The sequence below is a fragment of the Vibrio sp. V42_P2S4T144 genome (assembly GCF_009904715.1).
Lineage (GTDB): Bacteria > Pseudomonadota > Gammaproteobacteria > Enterobacterales > Vibrionaceae > Vibrio > Vibrio alginolyticus.
The window spans coordinates 1-15,842 of the sequence record NZ_WXWS01000497.1; the positions used below are offsets into that span (position 1 = coordinate 1).

Here is a 15,842-nt window from a genome sequence, read left to right on the forward strand (position 1 = left end):
GTTATATTCTTGACGAAGATGGGCAAACTCAGATTCCCATCTTTCAAGCTACCCTCAATGCTTCATTACCTATTGATGCAAATAGCGACATTACCTACTCCTTTGAGCTTTTTCAGGCTCTCGACCAACAAGAAAATACTGATCCAAACGTACCTCTCGTTGTTACTGCAATCGACTCAGACCAAGATAACACGTCGGTCGTTTTAGACATTAATGTTATAGATAACGACAATGGACAAGCGCTAATCAATAGTGGCAATGTCGAGTTAACCGAAACACCTGTCGATACAAACATTGCTCCTGATGGGGTTTCAGCCATAGCGAATACGGATGTGATAGTTACGTCATCATTCGATCCGATTGTGTATCTGGGTGTTGACATAAATGATGGAGATACTGTCAAAACTACACTTGGTGATGCTGTTACTTATAACGGAGAGGCTGTCACTTGGTACGATAACAATGATGGAAGCTTTGACGCAATTTCAGACACTGGAGACGTTGTATTTAGGGTCACGTTACCTAGTGACTTCTCTTTGCCATCAAATGATACGTCTACCGTTAATATAACTGTAGAGCTTTATCACTCGCTTGACCATGTTTTAGGTGATGGGACGCAATTGTCGATCTCTATGCCCATCGTGGCGAGAGATTCTGATGGAAGCGAGATCTCTACGGAGTCCAACATACTGGTCTATGATGGCTTGTTTCCGGAACTAGTAATTACAGAGGGAATCACAGTCAATGAAAGCGGGTTGAATGATGATTCGCTTGATTCTGGCATCGAGGGCTCGTCACCATCCATTACGCTATTACAAGGTTCAGACTCTATCGCCAGTGTGAGCGTGAATATCGATATGTTCAATGCGCTCGGCTATAAAACAAGTAGTGGTAGCTTGGTTTCGCTTGATTCACCGGACTCGAATGGTTGGTTATATGCAAGAGATGAAAGCGAGCAAGACGTCTTTAGAATTAGATTTAATACCGATGGGACTGTCGAGTTTGATCTATACCGTGCACTTGAACACGATGAACCTGACGGTGTTCCAGCGGACGAGAACACATTAGAACTCAGTTTTTCAATTTATGCCGTTGATAAGGATGGCGACCAGTCTGAAGCTGAGACATATACCGTTAGTGTAGTAGATGATATCCCTGAAGACACAAGCTCACCAATAGAAATTGAACTTACCGAGGGGGATGAGTTTTCGGGAAACTGGTTTAGCAATAATGCCGACTTAATCAGTTCAGATGGCACGTTGATATCAAGTTTGACCTATGCAGGTGAAACATACGATACGGCGAGTTCGGTATTTAGCAATGATGCTTGGACCATCGATTTAATCAATAGTAGTGATGGTAACTTAAAATATGGAACGCTGACTATTGCTCAAGATGGGACATTTACGCTAACTACCGAGCTTATTGTTAATACGCCTGTAGGTGGTTTGCTTGATGATCTAACGATAACTGTGACGGATGCAGACGGTGACCAAGCAAGCAGTGAAGCTCAATTAATTCTTGATGATGCTAGGGGCTTTATTCGAACCGTTAATGTAGATACGTTAGAAGATAATGGCGCGAATAATAGTGGAGACCCTACGCCAGTCGCGTTACCGATTAGAGTTTCTCCTGGGGATACGGAGAATAATGAGCGTGTTGAAGCGATAAGGATCTCTGTTGAATCTCTACAAGGAGGGGCTCTGTTTTTAGACGGAGCGCGCCTTGAAGATGATGATAATGACGGATTTATTAGTCTTTCTGGTACAGAGCTAATGGGGGTGGGTATATTCACTGTTCCAAATGGTGATCTCACTTATCAACCAGCACTAAACCTGTCGGGCAACACTATCAAAGTTTCGTTAGCAGTGTCTGCATTAATCGTATCTGATGTCGAACCAGATGGTTTTGTATTACAAGGCAATAACACGTTAAATGTTAACGTTTTACCGGTTGCAGATTTGCCAGAGTGGTCTAGTGATTCGGACTTTTCTTATCAAAGTGTTGAAGATTCCGCTGAATCACTCTCACTCAATATTGTTGCTGAAAAGTTTGACCAAGACCGTTCTGAAACGCTCCACTACCAAATTTCGAATATTCCAGATGGACTTATATTAACACTTAACGGAAGTGCTATTGAGGAAGGGAAAGCGTATAGCCAATCCGAGTTAGATCAAATTGAAATCACATCTAACGAAAACTTGGCCGGAAGATTTACTTTTGATGTAACGGCAGTAACGACTGAGTCGGGTAGTGTGTTTGCCGATGAGCAAGATAAAACAGCGTGGATCACTGAGCAAGTTGTTATCGATATATCTCCAGATGCCGATGTGCCTACGCTGACCGTTAAAAACATTCAGGGGCTTGAAGACCAAGCGATTTACTTAAAAGAGTACATCCTAGGGCGGCTCACTGACACAGATGGCTCGGAGTCTCTGTCTTATCGCATAGAAGTTCAAGATGGTTGGACATTGCCTGTCGGAGCTGGGATTACGCTTATCGGTATTAATACCTACCTAGTGACCTCCAATGCTCTAGCCAATTCGGAGGCGTTACTTCAACCAAAATCGGATATCAGCTCATTTACTGAATCTCTATCCCTTCAAGTAACCGCCATTTCAACAGAGTCGACTATTGATGGCTTAGCACCTATTAATGAAACCGCCGAGAGCCAATCTGCAACCATTGACATTAAGCTAAAAGGCGTGGTCGATGAACCAATTGTCCTAGATGGTGGACAGGGGAATTGGCAATATGATCAAGCGACTAAAGTAATTAGTAATCTCTCTACGTTAGACGAAGATAACCTGATACAACTGGATTTTATCATCCAGACATCAGACGACGATCTATCAGAAGAAATTAATATTTTGCTTCAGAACATCCCTTTGGGAACACAACTGACAGATGTAAATGGTGACCCTATTGTTCTTCCAATTGCTTACGTGGACCCAATAACGGGGCCAGTTTATCAGGTCTCGAATGCTGTTCTTGAAAACACTTACCTCAAAACAGAGCAAGATTTTAGTGGAACACTGAGCATGGATGTTATCGTCGTTTCAACAGAGCCGGATGGTGATTCTGCTGAAACCCCTCTTAAAGTGGAAATGGAAATCTTACCTATTGTTGATCAAACTGACGGCCAAGAATTACAAAGCAATGGTATTGAGGACAATTTCATCACACTAAATCTTGAGCCTGTCGTTAATCAAGATATAGATTCTAGTGAGTCCTTGACAGGATACACCATTGTATCCATTCCAGATGGCTTAACACTTTACTTTGATGGTAATGCAGTAGAGGAAAGTAATTTACCGTTAGAACTCAATGAACTACTCGATGGTAGCTCGGCAACATTATCTGAGTTGTTAAACAGTGGACGAATCACTGTAAAAGCTAATGAAGACCTAAGTGGGACATTTAGCCTGGAAGTTCAGTACGAAGTGACAGACACGTCTCCTACGATGGAGACTGATGTAAAGGCAATCAATGGCTCTTTGAGCGTCGTGGTTTCTGGAAAAGTGGATATTGGTAATGAAGATATTGACAAAACACGTTTAGAAGGCGCGACTGAAGTATTCACAAGTACGGATGGGTCTGCTGTTGACGTGAGTGGAGGCATTACATTTACAGAAGCGGATATTGATGGTTCAGAGTATCTCGATTACATCGTTTTACAGATACCGCAGGGTCAAGACCTCATTGTTACTCATCCGAACGGTGCTTCTCAAGATGCCGATGGGAACTGGCTGATTCCAATGGAAGGAATCACAAGTGATAGCGTGTTGGAAACCGCTCAAGATTTGCTTGCTGGCGCATCGATTTATAGCCCATCTAATACAGAGATACTTGATGTGAATGTGTTAGCGTATGTTCGAGATGGAACGGATGCTCAATACATCACAGGTCAGTTCCAAATTCAAATTACTGGCCATGAAGGAGATGGAGACCAGTGTGCTGATCCTGGTGAACCAGGAAGCGTTCAAAGTGGGGATATTGTAGGTAAAGAAGGTGAAGATGTCTCAATTGGGACGTTTTTAAACCCTGATGTAGCGAGTAGTGATGGTAACTTAGTTTCCTTCTTTGTCGCCGCAGATTCTTTACCTGAAGGAGTCGAGCTTACTGGCGAAGGTGTGATACCTGCTTATGATAATGCGGGCAATCTGTTGGGTTATTCAATTTCTAGCGCTGGATTGTCTTCCTTGACGCTTACTGGCGTGGATGAGGACTTTGCTGGTTGCATTACTTTCAATTTAGAAGTGACAGAAACGGCCCCATGCGATGGTGACTCGAAAACAACCGCTCAGACCATTACGGTACAAATCTCTCCTGTTGTCGATGATATCGCGATAGCACCAAGCCAAGTTACGGTTCAAGAAGATACTATAACCAACCTGAATCTTGCTCTTGTATTGGGCGATAGTGAAGGACCAATGCAGTCCATTACTGGAGAAGGTGACGCAGCGACTGGCCTTGAAAGTGTCAATTGGGTTTCTTTATCGGTGTCTGACGAGAATGCGCGGTTTACTGCCGTGGACCCGAGCCTACTCATTGACAACGGTGATGGAACATGGGTAGTGACAGATGTTACGCGTCTAAACGAAATTCAGTTAATCCCACCTGAAAACTACAGTGGAGAGCTTGTTATTTCCGTTGACGCAAACATTACTGATGAAGTCACGGGAAGTTGTTTAAGTACTGACAGTGCGAAAGATACTCAAACTAAATCAACAGAAGTTACCGTTACCATTGCCCCAGTGGTTGATAAAGCGGTTCTGGAAACAGAAGACGTAGTTGGTGATGAAGATAATTATATTTATTTAGGAAACTTATCTGCATCATTAATCGATCAAGATGGTTCTGAGTCGATGTCTTTGGTCATGACAGGAGTGCCAGACGGAGCCGTGTTGGTTTGGGACAATAATGGGACGTTCGAATTACTCCCTGATAACGGTTCAACGGATGGTGAGAGCAAGGAGTGGCAGCTAACTCAAGCACAACTTGATAAGGTTTACTTTCTACCGCCACTAGATTTTAGTGGGGATATTTCATTAACACTGCAAGCTATTACCCAAGAGTCTGGATCAAACGACTATAACTATACCACTTCTCAGTTCAACGTCGGCGTAAAACCGATTGGCGATGATGTATCGTTGAATACAACCTCTAACACGTTCACTGGAGATGAAGGTGATTCCATTTCGATTGACTTTTTAGCGAGCGGTTTTGAAACAAATAGCAACGAATATATAGAAGTGTCGATGTTGATCAAAGCAAGCTCTGAACCCTCTGCATTGGAAGGCTTAGGTAGGATTCGTATTGGAACTCAATTCTCATCCTTTACCTTCGATGACGCGGGCAATGCCGTGGCGACGGTATTAGTGCGAGCAAATGAAGTGTCAGGTTTGGAGTTCATTCCGAAGGATGCATTTGGAACGATGGATGTTGCTCTCAATGTTAGAACGTTTGATCAAGCGATAGTGTCAGAGACACTCGAAACCGATTTTGGAGATGTGCAAACTACCGATCTAACCATTGTTGTTACCCCTGAAGCTGATGAGCCAACACTAACGGCCGATTATCAGTCTATTGTGTCTGAAGCGTCTGGGAGTATTCCTTTGGGGTTGAGCATGAATTTAGTCAATCCTGCACCCGAAGAGTTTGGAAGTGTGGAGATTCGCGGATTACCAACAGATCTAGAGTTGAGTCATGGTGAAAGATTGAACGGCATTTATACTGTTGATCAAGAGGATGTCGCTGATCTTTCCATCGTTGGCGGGTTTAGCGGTGCAAGTGATTTTACGTTGTCGATAAAACCGATTGCAACACTGGGTGCTACAGTCGCAGAAGGTGCTGCTCAGACAGTCAATGTTGCCTTAGTGGAAGAAGGGGGCAAAACATTACTTGCGACAGATGCTAATGATTTGCTTATTGGAGGAAGTGGCAGCGATGTATTCCAGTTTGACAGTTCAGGGCTCGGTAACGAGTTAAAGCCCTCGTACGATGTGATCAACGATTTCCAAATATCCGTTATTGGTGATGATAATGACACAATTGACATCGCCTCGATAATCACCGCTACCTCGATAACAGAAGTCGATAATAAGCTCGATTTAACAGAGAATGATGATGGCGTAACGCTTCACATAAAACCAGAAGAGACGGGGACAAAACAACAGATTCTTATGCAGGGCGTCACTCTCGATCAGCTTTACAAAGGTGACTCGACTGGCGTAGCCGAAGAAAATGTCTTACAGAAGATGATTGATGACAACAACTTGCTAGTAGGTGGTATGTCATGAAGCATCACTCATCCTCATCAAGTGAGCTGACTAACGATCCTTGGGGGCAATCGTTAGCTTGGTTGATGCGTTATTTTGAGGTTAGACACCATACAAAAAAGGTGCTTTCTGGATTACCTCTTGTTGAGGGTAGATTGGATAGTGACTTATTCATCAGAGCCACTGAGCGAGCCGATCTTGAACTCACATTAATCGATTTAAAATCCACCGCAATGTTGAGCTTTCCATTGGTGGTAATCAATAGGAAGACGTTACAACCCGCTATTATATCTGAGCGACATAACAGCGATTATCAAGTCACGTTATTTAGTGAAGATCAAGGTGAAACGCAATATGTCACGAGCGAGGAGCTGCATAATCAATTCCAGCCTCAAGCATGGCAAGTTTCTATGCGTCCAGAGCTGGACAAACGGATAAGTTCTATTCAAGCGGATTATAATGAACATTGGCTTTTCGCCGTAGTGAAAGAAATGTCTCCGTGGTATCGAGATCTTTTGATTGCCTCTTTCCTTATCAATACGCTAGCGCTAGTTATTCCGCTTTTCACTATGAACGTTTACGATCGTGTAGTGCCTAATCAAGCTTTCAGTACATTATGGGTTTTGGTCGCTGGTGTCTCCGTCATCATTATTTTTGATTGGCTATTGCGTAAAGCAAGGGGAGTTGTCACTGATACCGCGGGTAAGTACATCGATAACAAGCTTTCTTCGATACTTTTTTCTAAAGTTATGGGGATGAAACTTGAACACCGTCCTGCATCAGTCGGTGCATTCGCTCGACAACTACAAGATTTTGATAGTGTTCGCGATTTTTTTACTTCTGCATCTCTTGTGACCTTAGTTGATCTCCCATTTACGTTGTTATTTTTAGCCTTAATAGGTTGGCTAGGTGGGGCAATGATGTTCATACCTATTGCCGTCATGTTTACCCTGCTGATCCTTGGCTTTGCGGTAAAAGCAAAAATAGAACAATCACATACGGAAAGTGCTGCACTATCCATGAAGCGACAAGCTCACTTGTTTGATTCATTGTCCTCTTTAAAAGAGATTAAGCAAAATAACGCTACGGGAGAAGCACAAAAGCGTTGGGAGCAAACGGTATCCATGCTTTCTGATTGGCAAAATCAATCGCGAAACTATTCGAATATCGTTGCTTACTCCATTCAATCTAGCCAGCAGATAATTACCGTAATGTTACTTGTAACAGGCGTGTACAGAATTTCTGAGGGATTGCTAAGCATGGGGGGGCTCATTGCTATTGTCATGCTTAGCGGTCGTGCTGCAGGGGCGATTAACCAGTTAGCTATGCTGTTACTTCGCTATCAACAGACAAAAACAGCGGTTGAAGGCTTAAATTCTATCATGTCTTTACCTCAGGAGGCGCAACGCAGTCAGGTCATTACGTCTGCCGAATTTACAGGGAATATACGTTTAGAAAACGTGAGCTTCCAATACCCAGATGTTGATATGCCATGTTTGAGAGATATTAATCTTACTATCAAGCAAGGCGAACGCGTTGGCGTTATTGGTAGTGCAGGAGCAGGAAAGTCTACACTCCTTTCCATTATGACCAATCAACTCAGTGCCTCACAGGGCAGCGTTTATTTCGATGACATTGACAGTCAGCTTTGGCCTGCCGAATTGATAAGAGAGAAAACGGGTTGGGTTGGCCAAGATTCGCATCTTATATACGGCAGTATTATGGAAAACATAGTATTAGGACATCATGTTATTGATCAAGAACGATTACGCCGTGCGATAGAATTATCGGGTTTGAACCAGTACATGAGTCGCCTTCCTCATGGTCTAGAAACGCAAGTCGGAGAAGGAGGGCGTTATTTGTCGGGGGGGCAAAGGCAAGCTGTAGCGATTTCAAGAGCTTTTTATCGAAACCCAGCAGCATTAATTTTAGACGAGCCAACCAGTTCCTTAGACCAGCCTGCTGAGAATGCGTTGTTTAATGCTCTCAAATCGTTGCCGCACTCGACGACGATGATTATTAGCTCTCATAAACATTCCTTATTATCGCTTTGTGATCGAATTGTTGTGCTTGATAAAGGCACAATTTTGAGGGAAGGAGCGCCCCAAGAAATTTTTGCTAAACAACAGTCTAACGCGAAGACGAACAGAGTACGCGCAGTATCAATTGTACGCGAAGGAGGTCAATGATGAGCACAGTTCGTTGGAGTAATGCTCATTTAGCAAACCGTTCGAGAACGTTGATTTGGTTGTCTGCCGCGTTAGTGCTGAGTGTGATTATTTGGGCCTCGTGGGCGAGGTTAGACGAAGTGGTTGTCGGCGAAGGAAAAGTTGTTCCTACTTTGTCTGTTCAGACTATTCAGAGCTTAGAGGGAGGCATTTTAAAGGAGTTACTTGTCATGCCTGGTGAAAGCGTCACTAAGGGGCAAACCATCGCCATTCTGGATGATACAAGGTTTAAGTCGACCTATTCGGAGACCTCTGAGCAAGTTGAATCTTTGCTCGCCAGAAAGCAGAGGCTTCAAATTGAATTAGAAACGGTAAAAGTGAATAGCCTCCAACTGGATTGGAAACAACAAGTGAGTATCGAGCCTCAGACATTTGATATTTCGATGACCGGCCACTCTGCCTATCTGAATGCCAAAGCAAACTATCTTGAGCGGTTGAGCCAACTGGAGTCTGAGCTGGAGGAGGCTAAATTGCGAATTGAGCAACAATCGCAAGCTTATCTTGATACCTTGAATACCATTCAAACACTAAAAAGCAGTCTGGTTATTGTCTCGAAAGAGCGAGATATGCTGAGAGAGGTGGTTTCTAGTGGCGCGGTGGCTGAAGTGGAATTATTAAAACTGAATAGAGACGTTATAAAGCTCAAAGGAGACATCGCGAGTTCACAAGCTGCTGCCCAAAAGCAGAGGGCTGTGTATTCTGAATCCATCGCAGACTATCGTGGTACTGCGCTTGCTTTTAGGGCAGAGGCACAAGGGCAGCTCAATGAAGTTGTGACGCAACTAGCGCAGCTCAATGAAAGTCGTCAGGCGATTGCGGATCAGTTGAATCGAACGCAGTTACTTTCTCCGGTCGATGGAACCATCAAAGATGTTTTTGTCAGAACCATCGGAGGTGTGGTTAAGCCGGGTGAGCCTATTTTAGAAATAGTCCCTCGTAATAGCACGTTAATCGTTGAAGCGAGAATTTCTCCTCAGAATATCGCCTTCATAAGGCCTGGCCTGCCGGCAACGGTAAAGTTGTCTGCCTATGACTTTGTCATTTACGGAGGTCTAGAAGGAGAAGTGACCTACGTAAGCGCCGATGCACTTCAAAATGAAGAGGGCAATGCCTACTACCGTGCCAACGTTACTTTCAAGGTTGATGATAAGTTTACGATCATCCCGGGAATGCAGGTTGTGGTAGACATTCTTACAGGAGAAAAAACAGTACTGAATTATTGGTTAAAACCTATATTACGTGCGAAAGAGAATTCGCTCAGAGAAAGATAGACATAAGGATATAAGATGCGGCTTAAATCAACGTTATTGGTCTTGTTTGCAGTATCATCGTCGCCAAACGCTTTGACTTTAGAGGAGTCAGTTACGTTATCTCTCGATAGCTCCCCCAGTTTGCTTGCTCGCTATTCTCGCTATGAGTCGATGGTACGAGACCGAAATGCCATAAATGGTTCATTTCTTCCTCAGGTTAATTTGTATGCAGCAGCAGGGTACGAAGGTACTCGATATAACAATGGAAACTACATCGACAGTGAAGATAGAACATTAGAAAGAACGGAGATGGGCGTAAGAATCTCCCAACTGTTATTTGATGGATTTAAAACAAGTGCTGATGTTGATCGCCTATCTTACGAGGCTGAAGCTGAACGCTTAGGCTTATTGGCATCTGCGGAAAATGTCGCATTAGATACTGTCAGAGCGTATGTGGACGTTTTACATGCCCGAGAGTTGATGAAACTGACAGAAAGAAACTTAAGTGAACACCAAGAGATCTACCGTTTCATTCTAGATAAAAAAGAAAAAGGTTTAACCAGCAACTCCGATTTAGCACAGGTTTCTTCGCGTGTCGCGACAACACAGTCCTCATTGATTGCCGCCCAAAACAATCTTTCCGATGCTAGAACAAGATTTGTACGTTTAGTTGGTCGAGCGCCGCAAAACTTAGTTGAGCCTGTTTACCCGCAGGAATTGCTTCCGAATAAGCTTGACGAAGCACTTAAACAAGCGGTTAGGTTGCACCCATCCATACAGTCGGCGATGAAAGATTTAGAGGCGGCTCGACATGAAGTAAAAAGAGAAAAGGGGGATTACTACCCAGAGCTCAAGCTTGAGCTGTCAGCCAACAAAACAGACAACGTGGATAATATTGAAGGCATTAACGAAGATGCAAAGGTTATGCTGACGGTCAACTACGATCTTTTTAACGGCTTTTCTACAGACTCCCGAGTGGAGTCATCCGCCTGGAGAGTAGAGGAGGCGAGGGCTATTCGAGCAAATGCAGAACTAGATGCGAATGAAGGTGTAAGGCTGGCATGGGACGCACATACATTGCTTCAACAGCAAATGGAGTTTTTAAAAGTCAACGTTGATGCGGCGAAAGTAACTGAATTAGGGTACATCCAGCAGTTCAATGTAGGGCGACGCAGTTTGTTAGATGTATTAGATGCCAAAGTTGAAACGTTTGTTGCGAGACGGAACTATACCCGAACAAAGTACGATCATTTGGTTGCCACTTACCGTTTATTCAACTCGATGGGGATTCTGACTTATGCGTTGCGAGTTGAGTATCCAGAGAACTGGAAGGAGAACAATAATGGATAAATTCGCAGTTACGAGTCTTCTAGTTTTCATGTTAGCAGGCTGTGCTGAATCACCGAATACGACGTTGACCACTTACCAGTACTACGACCTTAAAGACAATGATAGTGATGGTGTGATAAACCAACGAGATAACTGCGCAGATACGCCAAAAGGTGTCGTTGTTGACAGTGAAGGCTGTGCGAATTGGGTCAACGACTCGCAGACACACCTGATCAGCTTTTTCTTTGCGATGGATGAGCATCAGGTAACGCCATCTCATGATATGCCGCTAAGCGAGTTGAAAGCATTGCTTCAGAGTAACCCCAATGCGCAAGTCATACTGATAGGAGATACAAGCCCTGAAGCGTCACTCGAACACAACAAAGCGTTGGCAAAGAAAAGGACGGCAGCTATACGAGAATTGCTAGTGAGAAACGGCATTCAAGATAATCGAATTGAAGAGCAAGAGTTTTATCAGAATACGGCATTGACGGTACAACTAAAAAAACGGGAAAGGCGCACAATTGCTGTTGTAAACACGAAAGCTGAAAGTACTGAACAAGCGTGGACTATATTTAGTTCGGACAGCGAGTTGACACCTAATTCGAAGTTGGAGTTGAATTATGAAAATTAAAGTATTGCCTTTCTTTGCTCTAGCTTCATGTTTGATTTCACCGCTGGCATTTGCTGACTCTGAGGCTCGAACATCGATTTTTGTCGAACCAGAGATATTAGAAACGATAGAAACATTGATAGATGAGCCAAGTGTAAATGTAGCGCTTGCATCTCAGTCTGGTGGTTTTTACGACATGCTAAATGACGGAACCTCTATTGCGATCACATCTAAGAAATGGTCAGATGAAAACATCTCTCGATTTCAACGAGAAAGAGGCCACAGACCTACACGTTTGTTTTTAATGGCAAACGCTATTGTCGTAATCAATAGTCAAAAGAGTACGGTAGATAGTGTTTCCGTTAGTGAATTGAAACGCTGTGATGCAAATACGTATGCTTTCGGGGAGATGCGTTTAAGTAACCCAGATGTGAGCTCTAATGGTTGTCAATCATCGATTCAAATGCTTGATGAAGACCGATTGAAACGGGCTTTAAGTGACGACTTTTCAGCCAAAGCTTATATGCGATACTCCGATTTTAAATACTCAGAACAGTGGTCGAGCTACAAGGCTCTCTCTGTTCATCATAACGATGACTCATGCTCTTTGAGCACAGATTGCATCTATTCTCTTCGCTATCCACTTTCCGTGGTCTATTACGTTTATATAAATAAACAATTCGACACTAATCAGAAGATCAAAAAATCAAAGCTATTTGAACTCCTTACAACCGACAACAATACACAACAGGTACGAAATGCTGGGTTTATTCCACTACCAAAAGCGCTTATTAAAATAAATAGGGTGAAGTTAGGGCTAGATGAGCCAGTTGTTTTAAACGGGTATAAATAAACTTCATACGCCTAACTATGTGGGCTTGAGTGAACGTACCGCTCTAGGAAGTTTGCCTTGCTGCTCATTTATCTTTGGTTAACCTTTGGTCAATTGAGTTGGTTGTAAGTGGTTTTGTTGGTAATTTTTCTATCATTGTGGCAAGTTTACTTAAAACTACTTAAGTGAATTTAAGTTATGACACAAGAAGAAAGACTCGTAGCGCTCAGAGCCAGGTTGGATCAGCAACATAAAGTAACGTTGTCTGAAGTTTGTGAGTACTTTGGTATCTCGCGAGATTCAGCTCGCCGAGACTTAGTTAAGTTGAGTCAGCAGCCCGGGTTACAAAGAATACGAGGTGGTGTCATGCTTGCGCCGATCTCTTCCCATACCGAGGCATACGCGAGTCGACCCGTGAGTGACGTTAAACATCGACTAGCTCAAGCTTCCGCAGCGTTGTTGGATGAGCGCGACCATCTTGTTATTGATACCAGCACCATTTTGTCTCTGCTCCCACTCTATGCAGGAAAAGCGCGTTGTGGAGAAAACAAGCTCAACGTCGTTACTAACAGCATTGATGTACTGACCGCTGCTGAAACAAACGACACAATGGACGTTCATTTCTTAGGCGGACACTTTGACCCTTATGCCAGAGCAGTTTTAGGGGCGCAAGCAGAGCAGCAAATGCAGCAGTATCACGTGAACAAAGCGTTCATTGGGGTGTGTGCATTGACATCCCGAGGGCTGACAACAAATAGTTTGTTAGAAGCTACAATGAAACAAGCGATGATTGCTCAAGCTCAGCAGGTCATCGTCGTTTGTGAATCCCGAAAAATTGGTAGCGACAATTTCCACCACGTATGTGATTTGTCAAAGATCGACATCATTATTACCGATCATCCCCCTCAATCAGATTTTCAACAACTCCTCGATCACAATGATATTGAATGTATTGTTGTGTCACCGAAATAAGGAATCTTAGAATGGCTTACGATCCCGTAAAAACCGCTGTGATTGGTTACGGATATTCAGCAAAAACGTTTCATTTACCCTTCATTAAAGCGCTACCAAATTTAACGCTGAGCGCGATAAGCTCTCGTCAACAGGAGGCGGTTCAAAATGATTGGCCAGATGCCAAGTGGTTTTCTGATGCGAATACTTTACTCGATGATAGTGATGCAGAGCTCGTAATCATTACTGCGCCAAATGACGTACATTACGAACTTGCAAAGCGTGCGTTGAACAATGGGAAACACGTCATCGTCGAGAAACCGTTTGTTACTCGTATAGAAGACGGTAATGAACTTATCGCCTTGGCGGAAGAGAAAGGTCTAGTGCTGAGCGTTTTTCACAATAGACGTTGGGATGGAGATTTTCTCACGGTTAAATCTCTTATCGAACAAGGTAAGTTAGGTGATATAAAGCTGTTTGAGTCACACTTTGACCGTTACCGCCCTGAAGTTCGTCAACGATGGCGAGAGCTAGCTCAAGATGGTGGTGGTATTTTATTCGACCTTGCTCCTCATCTTCTCGATCAAGCATTGGTGTTGTTTGGCTTGCCAGATGCGATAGACGCACAATGTCGAATGATGCGTCCGGGCGCGACGACGATTGATTATTACAACTTGATACTTCATTACCCTGAGCATATTGTGCACTTGCATTCAAACTTGTATAGCCCAGAGCCGAATCTCCGATACAAAGTATTGGGTACGGAAGCTAAATATGAAAAGTTCGGATTAGATCCTCAAGAGGGCTACTTAAAAGAAGGCCGTTTGCCGGAAAACGATGCTTGGTCGGAAGAAGATGAGGCGTTATACGGCGTCCGTTACGACGAAGACGGTGCGCAAACTATCAAAACGGAGAGAGGCGCGTACCAAGCTTACTTTGTTGGTGTGGCAGACGCCATTCGTTTGGGCACTGATAACCCGGTTCCTGCCGCTCAAGCAGTACAGAATATCGCTCTGATTGAGATGGCATTGGAAAGCAGTAAAACGGGTAAAACGATTCAGGTGAAACCATGAGTTTGACGCTTGAACTCGTGGCCCTGCAAGAGCATGAACTTCAGTTGGCGGAATTTAATCACCATATTGCGTGGTCTATCGGCCTCGCTCTAAAAGAAGAGGCTGAAGCTTGCGGCGCGGCTGTTGCTATTGAGGTTTACGGCTTTGGACAAACGCTATTTCAATACGCGATGGCAGGAACCTGCGCTGATCATGTAGATTGGGTCCGTAGGAAGCGAAACTCAGTATTAAGGTATGGCCACAGCTCTTACTATCTTTCTCTGTACAACAAGCAAAAGCAACGTGATTTCGAAAATCAGCCTCATCTCGATGCTCGTGAGTACTGTGCTCATGGTGGCGCGTTCCCAATTCGGCTTTCTGGGTCTGGTTTGGTTGGGGTTGTGACGGTATCGGGTTTACCGCAGTTAGATGATCATCAGCTAGTTGTGGATATATTAAAAACGATGACAGAGACAAAACCCTCTTAAACGCCAAATATGAAAGTAGCACGGTTCTTTATCGTGCTACTGAATTCTCTTTTTAGCTCATAAAGTGTTCTTTAATGTGAGCAAATATTAACATTGATCCCAACTTACTACCTGAAAATCAAATCAATTTCATATAACCTATACGCTCATTCATATAGAAAGCCTTCAAAGTTGGCCATTGGCAATGTCTTTTAGAAGAAAAGAAAAACTCAATCTTAGAAATCTTATTGTCACCCTATGTGTGTTCAGTGTGCTTGTCACTTTGATCAACGCATTCTACTCGATTTATCGTGTTCAAAGGGATCTCATCATCAATAACACGTTAGAATCAAACCGTGTTTACGCCCAAAAAATGTCTGAAATGACAGACTCTTTCATAGAAAGCTCAATGTCGCAGCTAAAATACAGTGCGAACGTGCTAAAAGACAAGATGCATGACGCTCAGCTTCTTGATAAAGAGGCTGAGAGATTAAGAACGCAAACCAAATCATTTAACTCTGTGGTTGTCGTTAATGCAAAAGGGGTTATTATTTCTGTATCTCCTGAAACACTTCAGGTGAAAGGTGTAAGGTTAGTGGGTGAAAGAAAACGCCAGTCTTTAAACGCTCAAGCACCGGTTGTTACTGAACCATTTATATCGCCAGCTGGAAATTACTTGTTAACCATCTCATATCCTATATTTTCTCAATCTAATGAATATTTAGGTTATATCGGCGGCACTATTTATCTAGAAAAAGAAAATATTCTTGCAGAGTTACTCAGCCAGCACGCATACAAAGATGGTTCTTTCCTTTACGTTGTCGATGAGAGTAACACTC

9 protein-coding genes and 1 pseudogene are annotated in these 15,842 nt (G+C 43.4%); all 10 read left to right on the forward strand.

Annotation, left to right across the window (positions count from 1 at the left end; translation table 11 throughout):
• The coding region (locus CAG68_RS16430; RefSeq protein ID WP_443083876.1) for a DUF5801 repeats-in-toxin domain-containing protein at positions 1 to 6,302 on the forward strand (6,302 nt) is incomplete at its 5' end.
• Entirely contained in the window at positions 6,299 to 8,470 is a 2,172-nt protein-coding gene (locus CAG68_RS16435; RefSeq protein WP_086046737.1) for a type I secretion system permease/ATPase, read from the forward strand. The genes CAG68_RS16430 and CAG68_RS16435, both read left to right, overlap by 4 nt.
• Positions 8,467 to 9,780 (forward strand): HlyD family type I secretion periplasmic adaptor subunit, encoded by a 1,314-nt coding sequence (locus CAG68_RS16440; protein ID WP_047102180.1) that lies wholly within the window; start codon positions 8,467 to 8,469, stop codon positions 9,778 to 9,780. Before CAG68_RS16435 ends, CAG68_RS16440 begins: the two co-directional genes overlap by 4 nt.
• Before the next feature lie 15 nt (positions 9,781 to 9,795).
• Positions 9,796 to 11,109, forward strand: a complete 1,314-nt coding sequence (locus CAG68_RS16445; protein ID WP_064368370.1) for a TolC family outer membrane protein — start codon at positions 9,796 to 9,798, stop codon at positions 11,107 to 11,109.
• On the forward strand, positions 11,102 to 11,722 hold the full coding sequence (locus CAG68_RS16450; RefSeq protein ID WP_054730464.1) for an OmpA family protein: 621 nt from the start codon (positions 11,102 to 11,104) through the stop codon (positions 11,720 to 11,722). Before CAG68_RS16445 ends, CAG68_RS16450 begins: the two co-directional genes overlap by 8 nt.
• Entirely contained in the window at positions 11,712 to 12,554 is an 843-nt protein-coding gene (locus tag CAG68_RS16455) for a phosphate ABC transporter substrate-binding protein (protein WP_086046738.1), read from the forward strand. Before CAG68_RS16450 ends, CAG68_RS16455 begins: the two co-directional genes overlap by 11 nt.
• 177 nt (positions 12,555 to 12,731) lie before the next feature.
• Positions 12,732 to 13,505, forward strand: a complete 774-nt coding sequence (locus CAG68_RS16460; protein WP_086046739.1) for a DeoR/GlpR family DNA-binding transcription regulator — start codon at positions 12,732 to 12,734, stop codon at positions 13,503 to 13,505.
• A gap of 11 nt (positions 13,506 to 13,516) precedes the next feature.
• Positions 13,517 to 14,557 carry an oxidoreductase gene (locus CAG68_RS16465; protein WP_005377752.1) on the forward strand — a complete coding sequence of 347 codons (1,041 nt, stop codon included), beginning with the start codon at positions 13,517 to 13,519 and terminating at the stop codon, positions 14,555 to 14,557.
• On the forward strand, positions 14,554 to 15,024 hold the full coding sequence (locus CAG68_RS16470) for a heme-degrading domain-containing protein (RefSeq protein WP_054730877.1): 471 nt from the start codon (positions 14,554 to 14,556) through the stop codon (positions 15,022 to 15,024). The genes CAG68_RS16465 and CAG68_RS16470 overlap by 4 nt, the downstream gene beginning before the upstream one ends.
• A 184-nt stretch (positions 15,025 to 15,208) precedes the next feature.
• Positions 15,209 to 15,842 (forward strand): annotated as a pseudogene (locus CAG68_RS16475) (PDC sensor domain-containing protein); the annotation flags it as partial.

Excerpts from the sequence above, each read along its gene's own strand:
- CAG68_RS16435 (WP_086046737.1), top strand. The coding sequence starts at position 6,299 with ATGAAGCATCACTCATCCTCATCAAGTGAGCTGACTAACGATCCTTGG.
- CAG68_RS16440 (WP_047102180.1), top strand. The coding sequence starts at position 8,467 with ATGATGAGCACAGTTCGTTGGAGTAATGCTCATTTAGCAAACCGTTCG.
- CAG68_RS16445 (WP_064368370.1), top strand. The coding sequence starts at position 9,796 with ATGCGGCTTAAATCAACGTTATTGGTCTTGTTTGCAGTATCATCGTCG.
- CAG68_RS16450 (WP_054730464.1), top strand. The coding sequence starts at position 11,102 with ATGGATAAATTCGCAGTTACGAGTCTTCTAGTTTTCATGTTAGCAGGC.
- CAG68_RS16455 (WP_086046738.1), top strand. The coding sequence starts at position 11,712 with ATGAAAATTAAAGTATTGCCTTTCTTTGCTCTAGCTTCATGTTTGATT.
- CAG68_RS16460 (WP_086046739.1), top strand. The coding sequence starts at position 12,732 with ATGACACAAGAAGAAAGACTCGTAGCGCTCAGAGCCAGGTTGGATCAG.
- CAG68_RS16465 (WP_005377752.1), top strand. The coding sequence starts at position 13,517 with ATGGCTTACGATCCCGTAAAAACCGCTGTGATTGGTTACGGATATTCA.
- CAG68_RS16470 (WP_054730877.1), top strand. The coding sequence starts at position 14,554 with ATGAGTTTGACGCTTGAACTCGTGGCCCTGCAAGAGCATGAACTTCAG.